19 protein-coding genes and 1 pseudogene are annotated in these 19399 nt (G+C 72.1%); 12 read left to right on the forward strand and 8 right to left on the reverse strand.

The window, feature by feature from the left end; translation table 11 throughout:
- Positions 1-217: 217 nt before the first annotated feature.
- Complete coding sequence (locus OG841_RS33680) at positions 218-1753, reverse strand: leucyl aminopeptidase (RefSeq protein ID WP_328637946.1); 1536 nt, start codon at positions 1751-1753, stop codon at positions 218-220.
- Positions 1754-1982: 229 nt separating this feature from the next.
- On the opposite strand from OG841_RS33680, the gene OG841_RS33685 reads away from it, so the two are divergent.
- Positions 1983-2762: an endo alpha-1,4 polygalactosaminidase gene (locus OG841_RS33685; RefSeq protein ID WP_328637945.1), complete on the forward strand. Its 780-nt coding sequence runs from the start codon at positions 1983-1985 to the stop codon at positions 2760-2762.
- Here the strand turns inward: OG841_RS33685 and OG841_RS33690 are convergent.
- Complete coding sequence (locus OG841_RS33690; protein ID WP_365118481.1) at positions 2759-3541, reverse strand: adenosylcobinamide-GDP ribazoletransferase; 783 nt, start codon at positions 3539-3541, stop codon at positions 2759-2761. The two genes, OG841_RS33685 and OG841_RS33690, sit on opposite strands and share 4 nt — an antisense overlap.
- A 73-nt stretch (positions 3542-3614) precedes the next feature.
- Here OG841_RS33690 and OG841_RS33695 point away from each other — a divergent pair, with 73 nt between their 5' ends.
- Positions 3615-4373: a hypothetical protein gene (locus OG841_RS33695; protein ID WP_328637944.1), complete on the forward strand. Its 759-nt coding sequence runs from the start codon at positions 3615-3617 to the stop codon at positions 4371-4373.
- A 65-nt stretch (positions 4374-4438) separates the two neighbouring features.
- Positions 4439-4645: pseudogene (locus OG841_RS33700) on the forward strand (phosphatidylglycerol lysyltransferase domain-containing protein); the annotation flags it as partial.
- Positions 4646-4653: 8 nt separating this feature from the next.
- Here the strand turns inward: OG841_RS33700 and OG841_RS33705 are convergent.
- From OG841_RS33705 to cobT, 3 genes are all read right to left on the reverse strand, one after another.
- The gene (locus tag OG841_RS33705; RefSeq protein ID WP_365118291.1) at positions 4654-5346 is read right to left on the reverse strand and encodes a hypothetical protein; all 693 of its coding nucleotides are present in this window, start codon (positions 5344-5346) and stop codon (positions 4654-4656) included.
- Between the two features lie 10 nt (positions 5347-5356).
- Positions 5357-7123: a phosphatidylglycerol lysyltransferase domain-containing protein gene (locus tag OG841_RS33710; protein ID WP_328637942.1), complete on the reverse strand. Its 1767-nt coding sequence runs from the start codon at positions 7121-7123 to the stop codon at positions 5357-5359.
- Between the two features lie 61 nt (positions 7124-7184).
- Positions 7185-8273 carry a nicotinate-nucleotide--dimethylbenzimidazole phosphoribosyltransferase gene (gene cobT, locus OG841_RS33715; RefSeq protein WP_328637941.1) on the reverse strand — a complete coding sequence of 363 codons (1089 nt, stop codon included), beginning with the start codon at positions 8271-8273 and terminating at the stop codon, positions 7185-7187.
- Positions 8274-8399: 126 nt separating this feature from the next.
- Between cobT and OG841_RS33720 the strand changes: the two genes are divergently transcribed.
- Positions 8400-9002, forward strand: coding sequence for a methyltransferase domain-containing protein (locus tag OG841_RS33720; RefSeq protein WP_328637940.1), 603 nt, complete (start codon positions 8400-8402; stop codon positions 9000-9002).
- Here the strand turns inward: OG841_RS33720 and OG841_RS33725 are convergent.
- Entirely contained in the window at positions 8991-10193 is a 1203-nt protein-coding gene (locus OG841_RS33725; protein ID WP_371567874.1) for a bifunctional adenosylcobinamide kinase/adenosylcobinamide-phosphate guanylyltransferase, read from the reverse strand. The genes OG841_RS33720 and OG841_RS33725 overlap by 12 nt on opposite strands.
- 117 nt (positions 10194-10310) lie before the next feature.
- Here OG841_RS33725 and OG841_RS33730 point away from each other — a divergent pair, with 117 nt between their 5' ends.
- Complete coding sequence (locus tag OG841_RS33730; RefSeq protein WP_266525765.1) at positions 10311-10526, forward strand: hypothetical protein; 216 nt, start codon at positions 10311-10313, stop codon at positions 10524-10526.
- A gap of 58 nt (positions 10527-10584) precedes the next feature.
- Here OG841_RS33730 and OG841_RS33735 read toward each other — a convergent pair whose 3' ends face one another.
- Entirely contained in the window at positions 10585-11286 is a 702-nt protein-coding gene (locus tag OG841_RS33735; protein WP_328637938.1) for a class I SAM-dependent methyltransferase, read from the reverse strand.
- 83 nt (positions 11287-11369) lie between these two features.
- Entirely contained in the window at positions 11370-12047 is a 678-nt protein-coding gene (locus tag OG841_RS33740; RefSeq protein WP_328637937.1) for a DUF3043 domain-containing protein, read from the reverse strand.
- Positions 12048-12264: 217 nt separating this feature from the next.
- Between OG841_RS33740 and OG841_RS33745 the strand changes: the two genes are divergently transcribed.
- The 7 genes from OG841_RS33745 to OG841_RS33775 all read left to right on the forward strand — a co-directional run bounded on the left by OG841_RS33745 (position 12265) and on the right by OG841_RS33775 (position 19390).
- Complete coding sequence (locus tag OG841_RS33745) at positions 12265-13047, forward strand: PspA/IM30 family protein (RefSeq protein WP_242435893.1); 783 nt, start codon at positions 12265-12267, stop codon at positions 13045-13047.
- Positions 13048-13069: 22 nt separating this feature from the next.
- Positions 13070-13348, forward strand: a complete 279-nt coding sequence (pspAA, locus tag OG841_RS33750) for a PspA-associated protein PspAA (protein ID WP_328637936.1) — start codon at positions 13070-13072, stop codon at positions 13346-13348.
- A 115-nt stretch (positions 13349-13463) separates the two neighbouring features.
- Positions 13464-14684: a sensor histidine kinase gene (locus OG841_RS33755; RefSeq protein ID WP_328637935.1), complete on the forward strand. Its 1221-nt coding sequence runs from the start codon at positions 13464-13466 to the stop codon at positions 14682-14684.
- A 28-nt stretch (positions 14685-14712) separates the two neighbouring features.
- On the forward strand, positions 14713-15390 hold the full coding sequence (locus tag OG841_RS33760) for a response regulator transcription factor (protein ID WP_326669249.1): 678 nt from the start codon (positions 14713-14715) through the stop codon (positions 15388-15390).
- 114 nt (positions 15391-15504) lie between these two features.
- Positions 15505-15927 carry a YciI family protein gene (locus OG841_RS33765; RefSeq protein ID WP_328637934.1) on the forward strand — a complete coding sequence of 141 codons (423 nt, stop codon included), beginning with the start codon at positions 15505-15507 and terminating at the stop codon, positions 15925-15927.
- Positions 15920-17065, forward strand: a complete 1146-nt coding sequence (locus OG841_RS33770) for an RNA polymerase sigma factor (protein WP_371567882.1) — start codon at positions 15920-15922, stop codon at positions 17063-17065. Before OG841_RS33765 ends, OG841_RS33770 begins: the two co-directional genes overlap by 8 nt.
- 93 nt (positions 17066-17158) lie before the next feature.
- A complete protein-coding gene (locus OG841_RS33775; RefSeq protein ID WP_371567884.1) occupies positions 17159-19390 on the forward strand; it encodes a serine/threonine-protein kinase in 2232 nt (743 codons plus the stop codon).
- Positions 19391-19399 lie beyond the last annotated feature (9 nt).

Below are 19399 nucleotides of genomic sequence, written 5' to 3' on the forward strand. Positions count from 1 at the left end.
CCTGTCCTGCCGAGCCCCATCTTCGCACTTGTCAGCCCTGAACGAGACGCCGGGCCGGGGTGTGAGACACCACACGCTCACATGAGAAGAGGGGACATGGTGAGGCAGCTCAGGAACGCGGGGCTGTATCCCCTTGCGGCTGTGCCGCGTGGCTCGACCAGCCCCCACGCCCCTGTGGATGCCACTCAACCGATGGCACCGAGCTATTGGGCGAACATCACCCCAGGTCACCCGAGGCAGTCAGCTCGGCCAGCCGCACCAGCGTCCGCACCGCCGACCCCGTCCCGCCCTTCGGCGTGTACCCGAACGGCCCCCCGTCGTTGAACGCGGGACCCGCGATGTCCAGGTGCGCCCAGGTGATCCCCTCACCCACGAACTCCCGCAGGAAGAGCCCGGCGACCAGCCCACCGCCCATCCGCTCGCCCATGTTCGCGATGTCGGCGGTGGGAGAGTCCATGCCCTTGCGCAGGTGCTCCGGCAGCGGCATCGGCCAGGCAGGCTCCCCGACCTCCTCGGCGGCCTCGTACACCGCGGAGCGGAACGCGTCGTCGTTGGCCATGATCCCGAAGGTCCGGCTGCCGAGCGCCAGCATCATCGCGCCGGTGAGGGTCGCGACGTCCACGATGGCGTCCGGCTTCTCCTGGGACGCCGCCCACAGAGCGTCCGCGAGGACGAGCCGCCCCTCCGCGTCGGTGTTGAGCACCTCCACGGTCTTGCCGCTGTACATCCGCAGCACGTCACCGGGGCGCGTGGCCGACCCCGACGGCATGTTCTCGGCGAGCGCCAGCCACCCGGTGACGTTGACCTCGAGCCCCAGACGCGCGGCCGAGACCACGGCCGCGAACACCGCCGCCGCCCCGCTCATGTCGCACTTCATCGTCTCGTTGTGACCCGCCGGCTTCAGCGAGATGCCGCCCGAGTCGTACGTGATCCCCTTGCCGACCAGCGCGAGGTGCTTCTTCGCCTTGGACGAGGTGTACGACAGCTTCACCAGCCGCGGCCCCGACGCCGATCCGGCGCCGACGCCGAGGATGCCGCCGTAGCCGCCCTTCTCCAGCGCCTTCACGTCGAGCACCTGCACCTTGAGGCCGTGCTCCTTGCCCGCGGCCTGCACGATCGAGGCGAACACCTCGGGGTTCAGGTCGTTCGGCGGCATGTTGATGAGGTCGCGCGCGCGGTTGAGCTCCTCGGCGACGGCGGCGGCCCGGGCGAGTGCGGCCTTGTACGCGGCATCCCGCGGCTTGCCGCCGAGCAGCGTGGCTTCGGCCAGCGGCGCCTTGCCGTTCTTCGCCTTGGCGTCGTTTTTCGAAGGCGCATTCTCCTTGTAGGCCGTGAAGGAGTACGCCCCGAGCAGCACGCCCTCGGCGACCGCGCCGAGGTCGGCGGCGTCGCCGAGCGGCAGTACGAACACGGCCTTCTTCGCGCCGACCAGCGCGCGGGCGGCGACACCGGCGGCCTTGCGCAGCGCCTCCGGGTCGAAGGAGGAGTCCTTCTCGGGCTCGGCGCCCAGGCCCACGGCCACCACGAGCGGCGACTTGATGCCGGAGGGCGCCGGCAGCTTCGTCACCTCGCCCTCGGCGCCGGAGGCACCGAGGGTCTCCAGGACGCCGGCGAGCCTGCCGTCGTAGGCCTTGTCCACGGATTCGGCGCCCGGCGCCACTACCAGGCCCTTCGCGCCTTTGGCGACACCGATCACGATCGCGTCGGCCCGCAGGCCGGGCGCCGCGGAGGTGCTGAGAGTGAGAGCAGTCACGGTGGTGAATTCTCGCTTCCGATGTGAAGTTGCTGGGGTCGAGCGGGTGGGTCGACCGGGCCCGACGGCCGACCCTATTTCGTGTCCGAGCACGGGTCCCGATCGGGGCCTTCACCCCTGCCGGCGACCACCCGGGACGAGCCTACGCTCGGGTCGGCCGAGCGTACCTCCGGCTGCGGCACACGAGATCATCCCTGGGTACGCCGTCGCACCGTCTGGAGCCTGTCCGTTGAAGCGCCCTCTCCTGCTCGTCACCCTGCTCCTCCTGGTGACGGGATGCTCGACCACCCCCGACTCCGCGTCCGGTGACTCCCGTTGGCGGCCCCGCCCCGGCGTCGCCTGGCAGTGGCAGCTGACCGGACGTGTCGACACGTCCGTGGACGTGCCGGTGTACGACATCGACGGCTTCGACCAGTCCGAAGCGGTCGTGTCGTCCCTGCACCGCAAGGGCCGCAAGGCCATCTGCTACCTCTCCACCGGCGCATGGGAGGACTGGCGGCCCGACGCCGACACGTTCCCCAAGTCGGTGATCGGGCGCGGCAACGGCTGGGAGGGGGAGCGCTGGCTCGACATCCGCGCCACGGACGCCCTGGAACCGCTGATGGCGGACCGCCTCGACATGTGCCGCGAGAAGGGCTTCGACGCGGTGGAGCCGGACAACATGGACGGCTACAAGAACCGCACGGGCTTCGAACTCACGGCGGCGGACCAGCTCCGCTACAACCGTCTGATCGCCGACATGGCCCACGACCGCGGACTGTCGGTCGGTCTGAAGAACGACCTCGACCAGATCCCGGAGCTGGTGGGGGACTTCGACTTCGCGGTCAACGAGCAGTGCGCGCAGTACGCCGAATGCGGGGACATGGAGCCGTTCATCACGGCGGACAAGGCGGTCTTCCACGTCGAGTACGAACTGCCCACCAGCCGCTTCTGCGCCGAGTCCCGGCGGCTGAAGCTGAGTTCGATGCTGAAGAAGTACGAACTCGGGGTGTGGCGCGAGGCCTGCTAGACGTTCATCGACAGGATCACCAGTGCCGTCGTCGCCGCCGTCTCCGCCAGCCCTCCGAACACGTCCCCGGTCACTCCGCCGAAGCGGCGCGTGCAGTGCCGCAGGAGAAGCTCGGCCGCTCCCCCGGCGGCGGCGACCGCCAGAACCGTGCGGACGACGTCGTACGACCCGAAGGGCGCCCCCGCTCCGGCCGCCGCCAGCGTCACCGCGACGGCCACCAGCACCGCACCTCGTACGGGGACCACGCCCGCCACCGCGGCCCCCAGTCCCTCCGGCCTGGCCGGCGGGACCCCGGCGCGGGCCGCCAGCGTCAAGGCCAGGCGCGCGGCCGTCGCCGAGACCACGGCCGCCGTCGCACCCCGCGCCCACGAGTCGCCGTACAGCTGCGACAGCGCGGCCACCTGGGCGAGCAGCACGAAGACGAGGGCGAGCACCCCGAACGGTCCGATGTCCGACTGCTTCATGATCCGCAGGGCGTCCTCGGCGGGCTTGCCGCTGCCCAGGCCGTCGGCGGTGTCCGCGAGGCCGTCGAGGTGCAGGCCCCGCGTGAGGACCGCCGGTACGGCGACCGTGGCGACCGCGGCGAGCAGTGCGGAGGAGCCCAGGGCCAGGAGCAGGAGGCCCAGCGCGGCCGACACGCACCCCACCGCCACCCCGACCAGCGGAGCGCACAGCATTCCGCCACGTGCCGCCTCCCGGTCCCAGCGGGTCACCTTCACGGGGAGCACGCTGAGCGTGCCGAAGGCGAAGCGGAGGCCGTCGAGCGGGGGTGGGGTCATGGACACGTCGGCAGGGTAGCCCGGACGCCGTAGCCGTCGGGCGGCCCGCCCCCGCCGACCCGAGACTGGGTCCATGGGCCACTGGCTGCACCGCAACATCGTGGAACCCGGCAAGCTGCCGTTGCTCCTCGCCCTGACCGCGTTCGTCCTGACGTTCCTGATCACGCGGGTCATCACCCGGCTCATCCGGGCGGGCAAGGGCCCCTTCGGCAACGTCAGCACCGGAGGGGTGCACATCCACCACGTGGTGCCCGGAGTCGTTCTCACCGTCGTCGGCGGCTTCGGCGCGGTCACGAGCGGGCGGCACGGCTTCGTGGCGGGGCTGTGCGCGGTCGTCTTCGGCATGGGCGCGGGTCTGGTGCTGGACGAGTTCGCGCTGATCCTGCATCTCGATGACGTCTACTGGACCGAGGAGGGCCGCAAGAGTGTCGAGGTCGTCGTCCTCACCGCGGCGCTGGTCGGCCTCATGCTCGCGGGATTCTCGCCGTTCGGCGTCAACGACGTGACGCAGGAGGAGGCCCAGGACCGCGGCGGCGTCATCACCAGCGTGGTGGTCAACTTCCTCTTCGCGATGCTCGTCCTGCTCAAGGGCAAGACCCGGATGGCGATCTTCAGCGTGATCGTCCCGCTCCTCGGCCTGATCGGCCTCATCCGCCTGGCCCGCCCGGGTTCCCCCTGGGCCCGGCGCTTCTACCGCCGCCGCCCGCGCGCCCGTGCCCGGGCCACCCTGCGCGCCTACCGCCGCGACAAGCGCTGGTCGGGCCCCCGCCGGAAGTTCCAGGATCTGATCGGCGGCAAACCGGACCCGACCCCGTCGCTGGAACGCCGCTGACGCGCCGCGGGGATCCTGGTCAGTGGTGAGGGGCGGTCGGCGTCCATGCCGGTTTCCGGGGCCCGGGGTCGCACGCGCTGCGTAGGGAGAAGAGCGTCGTCCGGTCGCCGACCGGGAAGGCGGCGGTGACCTACCGGGTCGTCGGCGATCGGATCGGCGACCCGGAGGCCTGGCCGGGGGCGATCGAGCCGTGGCTCGCCGAGGCGCGGGCGCACGGGTGGCTGCCGGCGGTGACGGGCGCGGGTGAGGACGCGGCGTCGGTGTACGCGCGGCGCTCGTCTCAGGGCTCGCCCGGCGGCAGCCCCGACCCGGCCTCTTCCCTCACGCGCCGCCGACGTGCCGCCGGGATTCCGCACAGCACCAGCATCGCCGCGATCGCCGCCAGGTGTTCCTTGCCGGCGAGGTTCTCCTTCACCAGCACCTCCGCCACCATCGACGCGATGACGGCACCCGCGGTGACCCGGGCGCCGTAGCGCAGGCCGACGAAGACGGCGAGGCCCACCACGGCCGCCGACGGGCCGGTGTCGACGACGTGCGCGTCCGAGGCGGACAGGCCGAGTGGGCTGTCGGGGCCCAGCCAGATGCCCACGCGCGCGTACAGCGTTCCGGCGAGCGTGGCCGCGTAGGCCACAGCGAGCGTCCGCCACCGGCCCAGACAGATCTCGGCGATCCCGAAGACGAACAGGATCTGCGCCAGCGCGCCCCACACCGGCAGGTCCAGGGCCGGCACGAACAGGGAGAGAGGGGTGCGGAGCAGGGCGAGCCACAGCGGGTCCGCGGCGCGTACGGCACCGACGTCCTGGACGACGTCGTAGCCCCACGACCGGTTGTGCACGACGTGCAGGGCCGCCGTCAGCCCGACGGCCGTCAACGCCAGGGGGACCGCCCGCCACTTCCGTCGCAGCAGCGGTCCGCGCACGGTGACGTACAGCGGCCCCCACTCCGCGCGGGCCCAGCGGGCGAGCGTCTTCATCCCATGGTCCTCATCTGTGCGTACTCAGGTGCTCCCGCCGCCGCAGCCACCCCGGCAGTCCCGGCACCTCCAGGAACCCCTCCGCGCGGGCCGAGGCGATGCCGATGCGCGGCAGGTCCGCGCTCTTCTCGAACAGCAGGAACCGCGGTTCCCAGATGGGCCGGTACTTGGCGTTGGCCCGGTACAGGGACTCGATCTGCCACCAGCGCGAGAAGAAGCTGAGCAGCGACCGCCACAGCCGCAGCACCGGCCCGGCACCAAGACGTGCACCACGTTCGAAGACCGAACGGAACATGGCGAAGTTGAGCGAGACCTGGGTGATCTGAATCTCCTGGGCCCGGTTCAGCAGCTCGATGACCATGAACTCCATGAGCCCGTTGTCCGCGTCGCGGTCCCGGCGCATGAGGTCCAGGGACAGCCCGTGCGGTCCCCACGGCACGAAGGAGAGCACCGCCTTCAGCTCACCGTCGCCGGCCCTGCACTCCAGCGCGACGCACCGGCCGTCCTCCGGATCCCCGAGCCGCCCCAGCGCCATGCTGAACCCGCGCTCGGTGGCACCGTCCCGCCAGTCGTCCGCACGCCGTACGAGAGCCGCCATCTCCTCGGCGAGGATGTCCTCGTGGCGCCGGATCCGTACCGTGTACCCGGCCCGTTTGACCCGGTTGTAGGCCTGCCGGACGGTCCGCATCGCCCGCCCCTCCAGCGTGAACTCGGCGACCTCGACGATCGCCTCGTCGCCCAGTTCCAGCGCGTTCAGGCCGTGCCGCGCGTACACCGTCCCCGCGTCCTCACCCGCGCCCATCACTGCCGGCAGCCACCCGTGCGCCCGCGCCTCGGCGAGCCACGGCTCGATCGCCCCCGGCCAGGCCTCCGGGTCACCGATCGGATCGCCGGAGGCCAGCGAGACCCCGCTGACGACCCGGTAGGTCACCGCCGCCTTCCCGGTCGGCGACCAGACGACGCTCTTCTCCCTGCGCAGCGCGAAGTACCCGAGCGAGTCCCGCTCGCCGTGCCGCTCCAGCAGCTCCCTCAGGCGCCGCTCGTCGTCCTCGGTGAGCGGGTCGACCGCACGCCGGGAGCGGAAGGCGGCGTAGAAGACGGCGAGGACGAGGATCGTACTGAGCACGTTGATGACGACGTTGACCCAGTTCGGCGTCAGGATCCCGTCGAAGCGGGAGTCGTCGGCGGCGACGGAGACCAGCCGCAGCGTGCCGTACCACCACCGCTCCCCGAAGGACGAGGACCTCGAGGCCTTGTTGGTGACGGTCACCAGCAGCGCGGCCAGCAACGAGGACACCAGCAGTCCGCCCACGGCCACGGCGGCGGCGAGCCGCGGATTGGACCGGTCGCCCTTGGCGTAGAACTCCCGCCGGCCGACGAGCAGCGCGGTGACGAACGCGGCCGTGAGGCCGAGCGAGATCCAGTTCTGCGCGTACCGGCGGATCTCCGGGAACGCCATCGCGAGGACGAACAGCGCGAGGAACGCCCCCGACAGCACCAGGTTCAGGATCCACGCCGCGCGCTTGCGCCGCCGCATGGTGATGGCGAGGAAGGCCGTGAACACCCCGGAGGCGAAGCCCGCCGTCAGCAGATACGGCGTGAAGAAGTCCTGCTGGTTGTGCCGCCGCACGTCCTGCCCCAGCGAGACCCACACCGCGCTGAGGAAGTTGACGAACGCGACGACCCGCAGGTACCAGACGGCGAAACCGGCGGCCCGCCGCGAGGCGCCGGTGGACCGGCGGACATTCCGAACAGGTGCAACTCGGACATCTCCCATGAAGGGCGATCATGCCCTTTGCGCCGGCGATTCTGTCGCAAGGGCACCCACCTGTCCCGGACTACTCCTCGTCGGACACCTTCTCCGGCTCCTCCTCGGAAACCGCGGGCTTCTCCGGCAGCTCGGCGGCCAGCGCCGCCGCGGCCTGCACCAGCGGCAGCGCCAGCAGTCCGCCCGCACCCTCCCCGACCGTCACAGCATGGTCGAGCAGGGGTTCCAGGGCCATCCGGTCCAGCGCCTTCGTCTGCCCCGGCTCACCGCTGTTCTGCCCGGCCAGCCACCAGTCCGGCGCCCGGAACGCGATCCGCTGACCCACCAGCGCACAGGCGGCCACGACCACTCCGTCCAGCACGACGGGCAGCTTGCGCACCGCGCTCTGGAGGAGAAAGCCGGTGATCGCGGCGAGGTCGGCGCCGCCGACGGTCGCCAGCAACTGCAACTGGTCCCCGAGCACCGGCCGCGCCCGCCGCAGTGCGTCCCGGATCGCCGCGCACTTGCGCATCCAGGCCAGGTCGTCGATCCCGGTCCCGCCCCGTCCGGTCACGACGGAGGCGTCGGTCCCGCACAGCGCGGCGACCAGCACCCCGGCCACCGTGGTCCCGCCCACGCTCACATCGCCGAGCACGACGAGATCGGTACCGGAGTCGGCCTCCTCGTCGGCCACCGCGACCCCGGCCCGGAAGGCGGCCTCGGCCTCCTCCAGGGTCAACGCGTCCTCGACGTCGATACGACCGCTCCCGCGCCGCACCCGATGCCGTACGACATCCTCCGGCAGCTCGGCCGGGTCGCAGTCCAGGGCCATGTCGACGACCCGCACCGGCACACCCAGCCGTCGCGCGAGGATCGACACCGGACGGCCGCCCTCCAGGACCTCCCGCACCACCTCCGAGGCGCTGCCCGCGGCCCGCCCCGAGACGCCCAGTTCGGCGACCCCGTGGTCACCGGCGAACAGCACGACCCGCGGCCGTTCGACCGGCCGTACCGGTACGGCCGACTGCGCCGCGGCCAGCCACTCACCCAGGTCGTCGAGGCGGCCCAGCGCCCCGGGCGGCACGATCTGACGCTCCCTGCGCGCCTCGGCGTCGCGACGCACCCCGCCGTCGGGGCGCTCGATCAGATCGGTGAAGTCGTCGAGATTAAGCGAGCTCATTCGCCGAACAGTACCGGCCCTGATCGAACACGGGGGCGCCACGTGGCCATGACGTCATTGCACCCGGGATCGGGATCCCATACGTTCCGATTTGCAGCGAATTGCCGTACGTTCCCGGGAGGCCTCATGCCCGCACCAACCGCCCCTTCCGTACGGCGTCTTCGCTCCACCGCCCGCGCGATGCTGCCGTTCCCCGAACCGGAGAGCTGGTTGGACGTGGAGACGGGGGACGCGGACTTCCCGGAGGCGGCGAGAACGTTCTTCCCCTACACGGCCTTCGACGGCCTGGACCCCAGCCCCCGTGTCGTGCACGCCCAGGTGGTCGAACGCCTGGAGGAAGGCCACGTCGGCCGGCTGACGGACCCACGGATCACCGCCCGTCTCCGCGCCCGCTACGACGTGGTCAGTCTGCTGAACCAGCGGCCCCGCACCGCGGATTTCCAGGCGGCCCTCGCCGTCCTGCGCCCCGGCGGTCACCTGCTCGTGGAATGCCCGGCCGACCCCCGCGCCGAGTTGGAGTCCCAGGGCTGCACGATCGTCACCACGGCCCGCAGATCCGCGCACATCCCGGGCCGTGTGACGACCCGCCTGCCCCTGAGGGCGACCGGACCGCTGGCCTCCGCCGCGAGAGCGCTGGACCACGCCCTGGCCCTCCTCCTCGCCGGCACCCGCTTCGCGAAGGCGTACCGGGTGATCGCCCGCAAGAACGCGGACACCTCAGCCCCGTAGCACCATCGCCTGCCCCGCCACCACCAGCACCACCTGCTCGCACTCGCCCGCGAACGCCGCGTTCAGCCGTCCCAGTTCGTCCCGGTACCGGCGCCCGGACGCGGTGGCCGGCACGATCCCCGACCCCACCTCATTGGACACGGCCACCACGGTCCGCCGGGCGCCCCGCACCGCGTCCGTCAACTCCCGCACCCGCGCCCGCAGTTCGCGTTCCCCGCCGCCGGCCCACTCCGCGTCGTCCCACGCTCCCACGGCGTCCATCGCGTCCGTCAGCCACAGCGACAGACAGTCGATCAGCAGTGGCGCCCCGTCGTCCTTCAGCAGCGGCACCAGATCGCACGTCTCGGCCGTACGCCACGACCCGGGCCGCCGCTCCCGATGGGCGGAAACCCGGGAGGCCCACTCGGTGTCCCCGTTCCGCGAGCCACCGGTCGCCACGTACAGCACCTCGGGGAAGGCCTCCAGCCGTCGCTCGGCCTCCACCGACTTCCCGGACCGCGCCCCGCCCAGCACCAGCGTCCGCCGCGGCACATCCGGTACGTCCTCGTAGACCCCGACCACCAGAGTCGTCCCGTCGGGCACGGCCCGCGCTCCCGCCGCGGCCAGCCGCCGCCGCAACTCGGCCCCCGGTGGCACGTCATGATCGATATGCACGGCGACGACATCCGTCGTGGGACCGACAGCGCCCACGGCCCGCAGCCGGGCCAGCGCGTCCGGCCGCCGTACGACATCGGCGAGCACCATGTCGTACGACTCGACGGTCCCTTCCTCCAGCCCGGCGGGCGAACCCCCCGGCGGCAGATACAGCGCCCGCTGCCCGTCGGGCCCGGTGACGGCGTACCCGGTCCCCGGCGCGTCCATCGCCACGGCCCGCACCCGATGCCCGGTCAGCAGCGCCAGCTCCCGCCCGTCCGGCACCCGCCCCGGCTGCGGAAGCCCGGCGGGCACCTCGACCGGGGGCCCGTCGTGGGGGTGCGACAGCAGAACCTGTCGTACGCCACCGAGCGTGTGCCCGGCGCGGGCGGCCGCGAAGGCGGCACCGGGGGTGAGATCGAGCAGCAGGGCCTCGTCGACGAGGACGGAGGTGGCACCCCGTGCGTCCGCCCCGACGGCGACCGCACAGGCGGCACAGGGACAACCGGGGCGAGGAAGGCCGTTGGGGGCACCGGTCCCGAGCAGAGTGAGTTCCACGGAGACGATTCTCGCCGGTCCCCGTTGATCTTGCGCGCGAGCAACCCCCGCGGGCCCGCAGCCGACGAACTACCGCTTAGGGTGCTCTTCGTAACGGATCAAACACGGGAGGCTCGCATGGCGACATGGACCTGGCGATTCGAGAAGGCCGACGGCGCGGAGACCCAGCCCGCCGTGGAGCCCGAGGAGTTCACCACCCAGGGAGACGCCGAGTCGTGGCTCGGCGAGTACTGGAAGGACCTGCTCGCGGGCGGCGCGGAACAGGTACGGCTGTTCGAGGACGCCACGGAGATCTACGGCCCGATGAGCCTGCGCGCGGCCGAGGAGGCCTGACCTCGGCGGGCGAGGGTGCCATGGCCCCCTCGCCCGCCTCCGCACAGCGACAGAGCGCTCAGCCCCGCACTCCGCACAGGTGCAGCAGCGCGGCGACCCCCCGGTACGGATCCGTCCGCCCGGCCCGCTCCTCGCAGGCCAGCAGCGCCTCCACGTCGGCCGGCGCCTCGGTGTCGTCCGCTGCCGTGTCCGTGAACACCCGCACGCCGTACCAGGCCTGGAGAGGCGCCCCGATGCCGGCGAGCGTCGCGGTCAGCGTGCTCAGCCGGTCGGCCCGCACATCGAGCCCGAGCCGGTTGCGGTACGCGGTGGTGTCGAAGGCGCCCAGCGCACCGGCCCAGTCCCCGGTCAGCCCCGGCCGCATCGCCAGCGCGTCGGCGTTGCGCACGAGCAACGACAGCAGCCCGCCCGGTGCCAGCATCCGCGCCAGCCCCGCAAGGAGCGGATCCGGCTCCTCGACGTACATGAGCACCCCGTGGCACAGCACCACGTCGAAGCTGCCCGGCAGGAAGTGCACCCCGGTGTCCCGGCCGTCGCCCTCGATGATCCGCATCCGCTCCCGGATGCCCTCGGGCTCGGCGGACAGGGACTCCCGGGCCGCCGCGACCATCGTGGAGTCCTGTTCGAGCCCGGTCACCTGGTGCCCGGCCCGGGCCAGCCGCAGCGCCTGGGTGCCCTGACCCATGCCCACGTCGAGCACCCGCAGCCGCTTCCCGACGGGGTACCGACCGACTATCTGCTCGTCGAGCTGCCGGGCCACCAGCTCCTGTCGTACGACATTCCGCAGCCCGCCCAGCTTGTTCAGCCAGGCATGCGCCGCGCCCCCGGAGAAAGACGTCGTACTCAGGGCCGCTCTCCGCGCTTGACCTGCGGCTTGGGCAGCCGGAGGCGACGCATCTGGAGGGAGCGCATCAGGGCGTAGGCGACCGCGCCCTTGCGGTTCTGGTCCGGGAAGCGCTCGGCGAGCCGCTTCTTCAGACGGAAACCGGTGAGGATCGAGTCGAGCACGATGAGCACGATCACGACGAGCCACAGCAGCAGCGCGATGCTCTGCAGCGCACCCACCCGCACCAGGCTCAGCACGAGGATGACCACGGCCATCGGCAGGAAGAACTCCGCCACGTTGAAGCGCGCGTCGATGGTGTCGCGGGCGAACTTGCGCACCGGGCCCTTGTCGCGCGCGGGCAGGTACCGCTCGTCGCCGCCGGCCAGCGCCTGGCGCTGCCTCTCCAGCGCGCTGCGGCGCTCCTCGCGCTGGCGCTTGGAGGCGTCCTTGCGGGTCAGCGACGTATGGGCGACGCTGCGGCGCTGGGACTGGGCCTCACTGCGCTTGGGCGTGGGCCGGCCCTTGGGGGCCTGCGGGTCGCGGGGCTGCTTGGAGTCGGTCAGCTGCGCCTTGTCGGCGACGGCGGCCTTCTCATCCTTGGTGGCACGGCTACGGAACACAAAACCCAAGGGTAAGGGGTGTCCGGGGTTGGACCCCAGCCCGGTGGGGAACGATCCGGCAACACCAGTCGTCATGTAGGGGGACAGAGGGGACGTCCGGTGTCGGTTGCTCACCCTGAAGGTCACCTACTCCTTACGCCGGAGCAAGGGATTGGTCAGTCGTCCTTGGGGATGAGCGCATCCGTCCCGGAACAGTGCGTCAATGGATGCAGGGCCCGTACTGTGGGTTCTGTCGCAGAGCTGGAGCTGGAAGTCCGTCAGAAGGGGGCGCGCGAAGCCCATGAGCGGTGTCATGAAGCGTATGGGGATGATCTTCCGCGCGAAGGCGAACAAGGCCCTTGACCGGGCCGAGGACCCGCGCGAAACCCTCGATTACTCGTATCAGAAGCAGCTGGAGCTGCTCCAGAAGGTGCGCCGGGGCGTGGCCGACGTGGCCACCTCCCGCAAGCGCCTGGAACTCCAGCTCAACCAGCTGCAGTCCCAGTCGGGCAAGCTGGAGGACCAGGGCCGCAAGGCGCTCGCGCTCGGCCGGGAGGACCTCGCCCGCGAGGCGCTGTCCCGCCGTGCCGCGCTCCAGCAGCAGGTGACGGACCTCGAGACACAGCACTCCACGTTGCAGGGCGAGGAGGAGAAGCTCACCCTTGCGGCCCAGCGCCTCCAGGCCAAGGTGGACGCCTTCCGCACGAAGAAGGAGACCATCAAGGCGACGTACACCGCGGCCCAGGCCCAGACCCGTATCGGCGAGGCGTTCTCCGGCATCTCCGAGGAGATGGGCGACGTCGGCCTGGCGATTCAGCGGGCCGAGGACAAGACGGCACAGCTCCAGGCCCGGGCCGGCGCGATCGACGAACTGCTCGCCTCCGGCGTCCTGGACGACCAGTCCGGCATGCACAAGGACGACATCCAGGCCGAGCTGGACCGGCTCTCCGGTGGTACGGATGTAGAGCTGGAACTGCAGCGCATGAAGGCGGAGCTGGCGGGAGGCTCGTCGTCGCAGCAGGCCATCGAGGGCGGCACCGGCCAGTCGCAGTCCCAGCAGCAGCCGCAGGACACCCCACGCTTCGACAAGCAGTAGGGCCCACGCCGAGGAGGGCGACATGATCGTACGGATCATGGGGGAGGGGCAGGTGAGGCTGGCCGAGGGCCACCTCGCCGACCTCAACAAGCTGGACGACGAGCTGTTGGCCGAGATGGAGAACGGCGACGGCCCAGGTTTCCGCCGCACCCTCCAAGCCCTCCTCACCAGGGTCCGCGAGCTGGGCGTGCCACTCCCGGACGACTCCCTGGAACCCTCGGAACTGATCCTCCCGTCCCCGGACGCCACCCTGGAGGAGGTCCGGGACCTGCTCAGCGACGACGGCCTCATCCCCGGGTGACCGGGCGGACGGTGCGCTCCCGGGGACGACGGTCACCGGGTCACCGGCCCGGTGACCCGGGACGTACAGGCAGCCTCCGTTCCGCCCCCGCCGGGGCACCCGTACCGTTGCGGACGTGAGCACTCTCCAGCGCGCCAAACAACAGCTCAAGGCGCATCCCCTGGCCCTGGACGCCGTCCTCGCGGTGGGCGTCCTCGCCTGCATGATGGTCGGCTCCTTCGTCGCGCCCCATGAGAAGGACGCCGTCAGCTGGAGCCTGCGCACCCCGGCCCCCCTCAGCCTCGTGCTCATGGTCCTCGCGGCGCTGGCCCTGGTCTTCCGCCGCCGTGCCCCGCTCACGGTCCTCGCCCTCACCGGCACCGCCTCCATCATCGAGTGCGTCACCGGCGATCCCCGTGCTCCCGTCGCCATGGCCGCCGTCATCGCCCTGTTCACGGTCGCCTCCACCACCGACCGCCCCACCACCTTGCGGGCCGGCCTGCTCACCATGACCGTGCTCACCGGCGCCGCGATGCTCGCCGGACCGCTGCCCTGGTACGCCCAGGAGAACCTCGGCATCTTCGCCTGGACCGGTATCGGCGCCACCGCGGGCGACGCCGTCCGCAGCCGCCGCGCCTTCGTCCAGGCCATAAGAGAGCGCGCGGAGAAGGCCGAACGCACCCGCGAGGAGGAGGCCCGCCGCCGCGTCGCCGAGGAACGCCTGCGTATCGCCCGCGACCTGCACGACGTCGTCGCCCACCACATCGCCCTGGTCAACGTCCAGGCCGGAGTCGCCGCGCACGTCATGGACAAGCGCCCCGACCAGGCCAAGGAAGCCCTCGCCCATGTCCGCGAGGCCAGCCGTTCCGCGCTCAACGAACTCCGCGCCACCGTCGGCCTGCTGAGACAGTCCGGCGACCCCGAGGCCCCCACCGAACCCGCCCCCGGACTCGCCCGCCTCGACGAACTCGTCGGCACCTTCCGCAGCGCGGGCCTCCATGTCGAAGTCGCCCGCGCCGACCACGGCACCACCCTCCCCGCCGCCGTCGACCTCGCCGCCTACCGGGTCATCCAGGAAGCCCTCACCAACGTCCAGAAGCACGCCGGCACGGAGGCCAAGGCCGAGGTCAGCGTCGTACGCGTCGGCCCCAACCTGGAGATCACCGTCCTCGACAACGGTGCCGGCGAGGACGACGACCCCGACAGCGGCGGCGGCCACGGCCTGCTCGGCATGCGCGAGCGGGTCACCGCCCTGCGCGGCACCCTCACCACCGGTCCCCGCTACGGCGGCGGTTTCCGCGTGCATGCGATCCTGCCGGTCAAGACCCGCACCCCGGCCGCGGGCGGCGCCGTATGACCACCACCCCTGCCACGGGAGAGCCCGTATGACGATCCGTGTCCTGCTCGCCGACGACCAGGCACTGCTGCGCAGCGCGTTCCGTGTGCTCGTCGACTCGGAGCCGGACATGGAGGTGGTCGGCGAGGCGTCCGACGGCGCCGAGGCGGTCCGACTGACCAGGCAGGAGCGCGCCGACGTCGTCCTCATGGACATCCGGATGCCCGGCACGGACGGCCTCGCGGCCACCCGCATGATCAGCGAGGATCCCGGCCTCGCCCATGTCCGCGTGGTCATCCTGACCACCTTCGAAGTCGACGACTACGTCGTGCAGTCCCTGCGGGCCGGTGCCTCCGGCTTCCTCGGCAAGGGCAGCGAACCCGAGGAACTCCTCAGCGCCATCCGGGTCGCGGCCGGCGGCGAGGCCCTGCTCTCCCCGGCCGCCACCAAGGGGCTGATCGCCCGCTTCCTCGCCCAGGGCGACGCGGACGACAACGACCCGGTGCGCTCCGAACGCCTCGCCGCCCTCACCGTCCGCGAGCGCGAGGTCCTCGTCCAGGTCGCCGGTGGTCACTCCAACGACGAGATCGCCGAGCGCCTCGAGGTCAGCCCGCTCACCGTCAAGACCCACGTCAACCGGGCCATGTCCAAGCTGGGCGCCCGGGACCGGGCCCAGCTCGTGGTGATCGCGTACGAGTCGGGGCTGGTCCGGCCGAAGGTGGAATGACCCGACGAGGGCCGTGAAAAGAAATCTCGCGGTGATGTCGAGAACCCGTGCCCCGCTCCGTCCCCGTGGTGGGAGCGGCCAGAATGGGTCGCACCGGGACCGAGGAGAGACACCATGGCGAAGTACCTGCTGCTGAAGCACTACCGTGGCGCTCCGGCTCCGGCCAACGACGTGCCCATGGAGCAGTGGACGCCCGAGGAGATCTCGGCACACGTGCAGTACATGCGGGACTTCGCGGACCGGCTGGTGAAGACCGGGGAGTACGTCGACGGGCAGGCGCTCGCTCCCGAGGGGACGTGGGTGCGGTACGACGGCGAGGGGCGCCCGCCCGTCACCGACGGACCGTTCGCCGAGACCAAGGACCTCATCGCCGGCTGGATGGTGATCGACGTCGACAGCTACGAGCGGGCCGTCGAGGTGGCGGGGGAGCTGTCGGCCGCCCCCGGGGCCGGCGGGAAGCCGATCCACGAGTGGCTGGAGCTGCGCCCGTTCTACGCGGCGTCGCCCACCGACCCGGAGTGCCACGCCGGTGGATGAGGCGCTGCTCAGAAGCCTCACGCCGAGCGTGCTCACCGTGCTCGTCCGCCGTGGCGCCGACTTCGCGGCGGCCGAGGACGCCGTCCAGGACGCGCTCGTCGAGGCGGTCCGTCTCTGGCCGGCCGACCCGCCGCGGGACGCGAAGGGCTGGCTGGTCACCGTGGCCTGGCGCAAGTTCCTCGACGCGACCCGCTCGGACACCGCCCGTCGCCGGCGTGAGGAACGTATCGAGGAGGAACCGGCGCCCGGCTCCACGCCCGCCGTGGACGACACGCTCCAGCTCTACTTCCTGTGCGCCCACCCCTCGCTCACCCCGTCCTCCGCCGTCGCCCTCACCCTGCGCGCCGTCGGCGGACTCACCACCCGCCAGATCGCCCAGGCCTACCTCGTGCCCGAGGCGACCATGGCGCAGCGCATCAGCCGGGCCAAGCGCACCGTCTCCGGGGTCCGCTTCGACCAGCCCGGCGACGTGGGCACCGTGCTGCGCGTTCTCTACCTGGTCTTCAACGAGGGCTACTCCGGCGACGTCGACCTCGCCGCCGAGGCCATCCGGCTCACCCGGCAGCTCGCCGGCGCCATCGACCACCCCGAGGTCGCGGGGCTGCTCGCCCTCATGCTGCTCCACCATGCCCGCCGCGCCTCCCGCACCGCCCCCGACGGCGGTCTGGTGCCGCTGGCCGAGCAGGACCGTACCCGCTGGGACACCGCGGCGATCGCCGAGGGCGTCCGGATCCTGCAGACCGCGCTCGCCCGCGACCGGCTGGGTGAGTTCCAGGCCCAGGCCGCGATCGCCGCCCTGCACGCCGACGCACCCACCGCCGGGGAGACCGACTGGGTGCAGATCGTCGAGTGGTACGACGAACTCGCCCGCCTCACCGACAGCCCCGTCGTCCGCCTCAACCGCGCGGTCGCCGTGGGCGAGGCGGACGGCCCCCGCGCGGGCCTGGCCGCCCTGGCCGTGATCAAGGACTCGCTGCCCCGCCACACCGCGGCCGCGGCCTATCTCCACGAACGCGCCGGCGATGTGACGACGGCGGCCCGCCTGTACGCCGAGGCCGCCCACAAGGCCCCCAACCTCGCCGAACGCGACTACCTGACCCGCCAGGCGGCCCGGCTCAACTCCCGTACGCGGTACTGACGGGGCGGCCCGGGACCGTCGTGCGGCGGGGCCGGGCACCCCGTTACCTATGCTGGGTGCTCGGAATGCCGCACGGGGGAAGGGGATGCGGGCGTGCCGCTGAACAAGGACGACCCGAAATCGGTCGGTGGGTACAAGCTGGTCGACCGGCTCGGGTCGGGGGGAATGGGCTTCGTCTACCGGGGCAGATCCCGCTCCGGGCGCGAGGTCGCGGTGAAGGTGGTGCACGCCCAGTACGCCGAGGACCCCGTCTTCCGCACCCGCTTCCGCCAGGAGATAGAGGCCGTTCGCAAGGTGAGCGGCGCCTTCACCGCACCGGTGGTGGACGCCGATCCGGAAGCGCCGCGGCCGTGGATGGCGACCCAGTACGTCCCCGGCCGTTCGCTCGCCGACCGGATCTCCGAGCGCGGCCCGCTGCGGGAGACCGAACTGCGGCGCCTGGCACTGGGGTTGGTGGAGGCCCTCCGGGACATCCACCGTGCCGGTGTCGTGCACCGCGACCTCAAGCCAGCGAACGTCCTGATGGCCGACGACGGCCCCCGCGTCATCGACTTCGGCATCTCCCGGGCGGCGGAGAACAACCCGCTCACCGAGACCGGCCAGATGATCGGCACGCCGCCCTTCATGTCCCCGGAACAGCTCACCGACGCCCGCACCGTCGGCCCGGCCTCCGACGTCTTCGCGCTCGGCGCGCTGCTGGTGTACACCCTCACGGGGCGGGGGCCGTTCGACGCGGACAGCCCCTACCTCACGGCGTACCAGGTGGTGCACGACGAACCCGTCCTGGACGGCGTACGACCGCAGCTGCGGACGGTCCTGGAGAGCTGTCTGGCCAAGAAGGCCGAGGACCGGCCCGGACTGGACGACGTGGCCCGGGAGCTCGCGCGGGTACTGCCCGAGGAGGAGGCGGCGGAGCCCCCGCGGACGGTGACCATGCGCGGGGGCCTGCCGGACCCCTCCGACACCGGGGCCCCGGACCCGGAGTCGGCCACGTCGCCCGGCCGCCGGCGTCGGCTGCGCCCGCTGTGGGCGGCGACCGCCACCATCGGCGTGCTGGCCGTCGGGCTGACCTCGTACCTGCTGACCGGCCCGGGACGCACCGACGGCGACGCCGAGGGCGGCGGTACGGCCGGTGCGCGGGCCGCCACCTCTCGCTGGACGGCGTTGCCCAGTGGCTGGCAACCGTGGCAGACGACGGTGTACGCCGACGCCGAGCGGGGCCTGAAGAAGGGGATCACCCTCCTTGAGGGAGGGATGGACAGCGGCCCGGAATGCCAGATGCACGAGGGTTCCGTCTACTGCGCGGGCGACGCGGTTCTGCCTGTGCGCCTCGACGGTGTCACCGGCCGGGTCGACTGGCGCGCCGACGGGGTGCCGTCCGTCGTGAGGAAGAGGTCGTACGTCTTCTCGCTCCTCGGGGTCGCGGACGGCGTCATGCTGGTCCAGCAGCGCTACCAGCCCGAGGGCGGGGATGTCGTGGTCTCGGTCATCGCCCTCGATACCGGGACAGGGGAACGGCTGTGGCGCCGCACGCTGGACTCCGAGTCGAGCCACCCGTACCTTTCGGGCGACCTTCTGCTCGTCCCGGACATGGAGCGCGGATCGGTGACCGCACGTTCGGCGCGCACCGGCGCCGAGCGCTGGAAGGCGCCGCTTCCGTCGGGGATGCAGTGCGACCCGGCGCGCTCGAACGAGGGCCTCTACCTGGAGTGCGCACCCGCCATGACGGCCAGCAAGGACACGCTGGTTCTGAGTTTCGACCGCTCCGACGGCTCGGTGCGGCGCCTGACGGTGCCCAGGCAGGCGATTCTCGTCGGCACGTACGACGGCCGCCTGCTCTACCTCGACGCAGGGCAACGGGCCTCCGAGTACAAGGGACCCTTCTCCCGGATCCGGCTGGTGGATCCGGACACGGGCGCCGCCACGACGACGGAGCTGGCCAAGGAGTTCGAGGGCACCGCGACGACGGCGGACGGCACCCTGTGGTTCACCGGCACCTCGGGCCGGGTGACCGCTGTGTCGGTCCGCACGGGCAAGCAGCTGTGGCAGACCTCGACGAGCCTGGAGCAGCCGGGCGGTGTCACCCCCGCTCCGCGCGCCCGCGTGGTCTATCTGGCCAGCGCCAGCGGCCGGGTCGCGGCCCTGGACGCCAAGGAGGGCACGCTGCTGTGGGAAACCCTGCCGCGCGCCAAGTGGGTGAGCGCACTGACCGAGCGGCTTCCCAGGGTGCTGCTCCACGAGGGCGCCCTGGTCGTCACCACCCCGTCCGGCGACGTCTTCACCCTCGACCCCGCCCACCCCGAGCGGACCTCCGCGTCGGGGTGAGCGTGGCTC

This window comes from Streptomyces canus (genome assembly GCF_041435015.1).
In the GTDB taxonomy this organism is placed as follows: domain Bacteria; phylum Actinomycetota; class Actinomycetes; order Streptomycetales; family Streptomycetaceae; genus Streptomyces; species Streptomyces canus_G.

What these genes read in the sequence shown, in the direction of transcription:
- OG841_RS33690 (WP_365118481.1), bottom strand. Translation starts at nt 3,541, where the DNA reads ATGACCCCACCCCCGCTCGACGGCCTCCGCTTCGCCTTCGGCACGCTC.
- OG841_RS33695 (WP_328637944.1), top strand. Translation starts at nt 3,615, where the DNA reads ATGGGCCACTGGCTGCACCGCAACATCGTGGAACCCGGCAAGCTGCCG.
- OG841_RS33705 (WP_365118291.1), bottom strand. Translation starts at nt 5,346, where the DNA reads ATGAAGACGCTCGCCCGCTGGGCCCGCGCGGAGTGGGGGCCGCTGTAC.
- OG841_RS33710 (WP_328637942.1), bottom strand. Translation starts at nt 7,123, where the DNA reads ATGGGAGATGTCCGAGTTGCACCTGTTCGGAATGTCCGCCGGTCCACC.
- cobT (WP_328637941.1), bottom strand. Translation starts at nt 8,273, where the DNA reads ATGAGCTCGCTTAATCTCGACGACTTCACCGATCTGATCGAGCGCCCC.
- OG841_RS33720 (WP_328637940.1), top strand. Translation starts at nt 8,400, where the DNA reads ATGCCCGCACCAACCGCCCCTTCCGTACGGCGTCTTCGCTCCACCGCC.
- OG841_RS33730 (WP_266525765.1), top strand. Translation starts at nt 10,311, where the DNA reads ATGGCGACATGGACCTGGCGATTCGAGAAGGCCGACGGCGCGGAGACC.
- OG841_RS33740 (WP_328637937.1), bottom strand. Translation starts at nt 12,047, where the DNA reads ATGACGACTGGTGTTGCCGGATCGTTCCCCACCGGGCTGGGGTCCAAC.
- OG841_RS33745 (WP_242435893.1), top strand. Translation starts at nt 12,265, where the DNA reads ATGAAGCGTATGGGGATGATCTTCCGCGCGAAGGCGAACAAGGCCCTT.
- pspAA (WP_328637936.1), top strand. Translation starts at nt 13,070, where the DNA reads ATGATCGTACGGATCATGGGGGAGGGGCAGGTGAGGCTGGCCGAGGGC.
- OG841_RS33760 (WP_326669249.1), top strand. Translation starts at nt 14,713, where the DNA reads ATGACGATCCGTGTCCTGCTCGCCGACGACCAGGCACTGCTGCGCAGC.
- OG841_RS33765 (WP_328637934.1), top strand. Translation starts at nt 15,505, where the DNA reads ATGGCGAAGTACCTGCTGCTGAAGCACTACCGTGGCGCTCCGGCTCCG.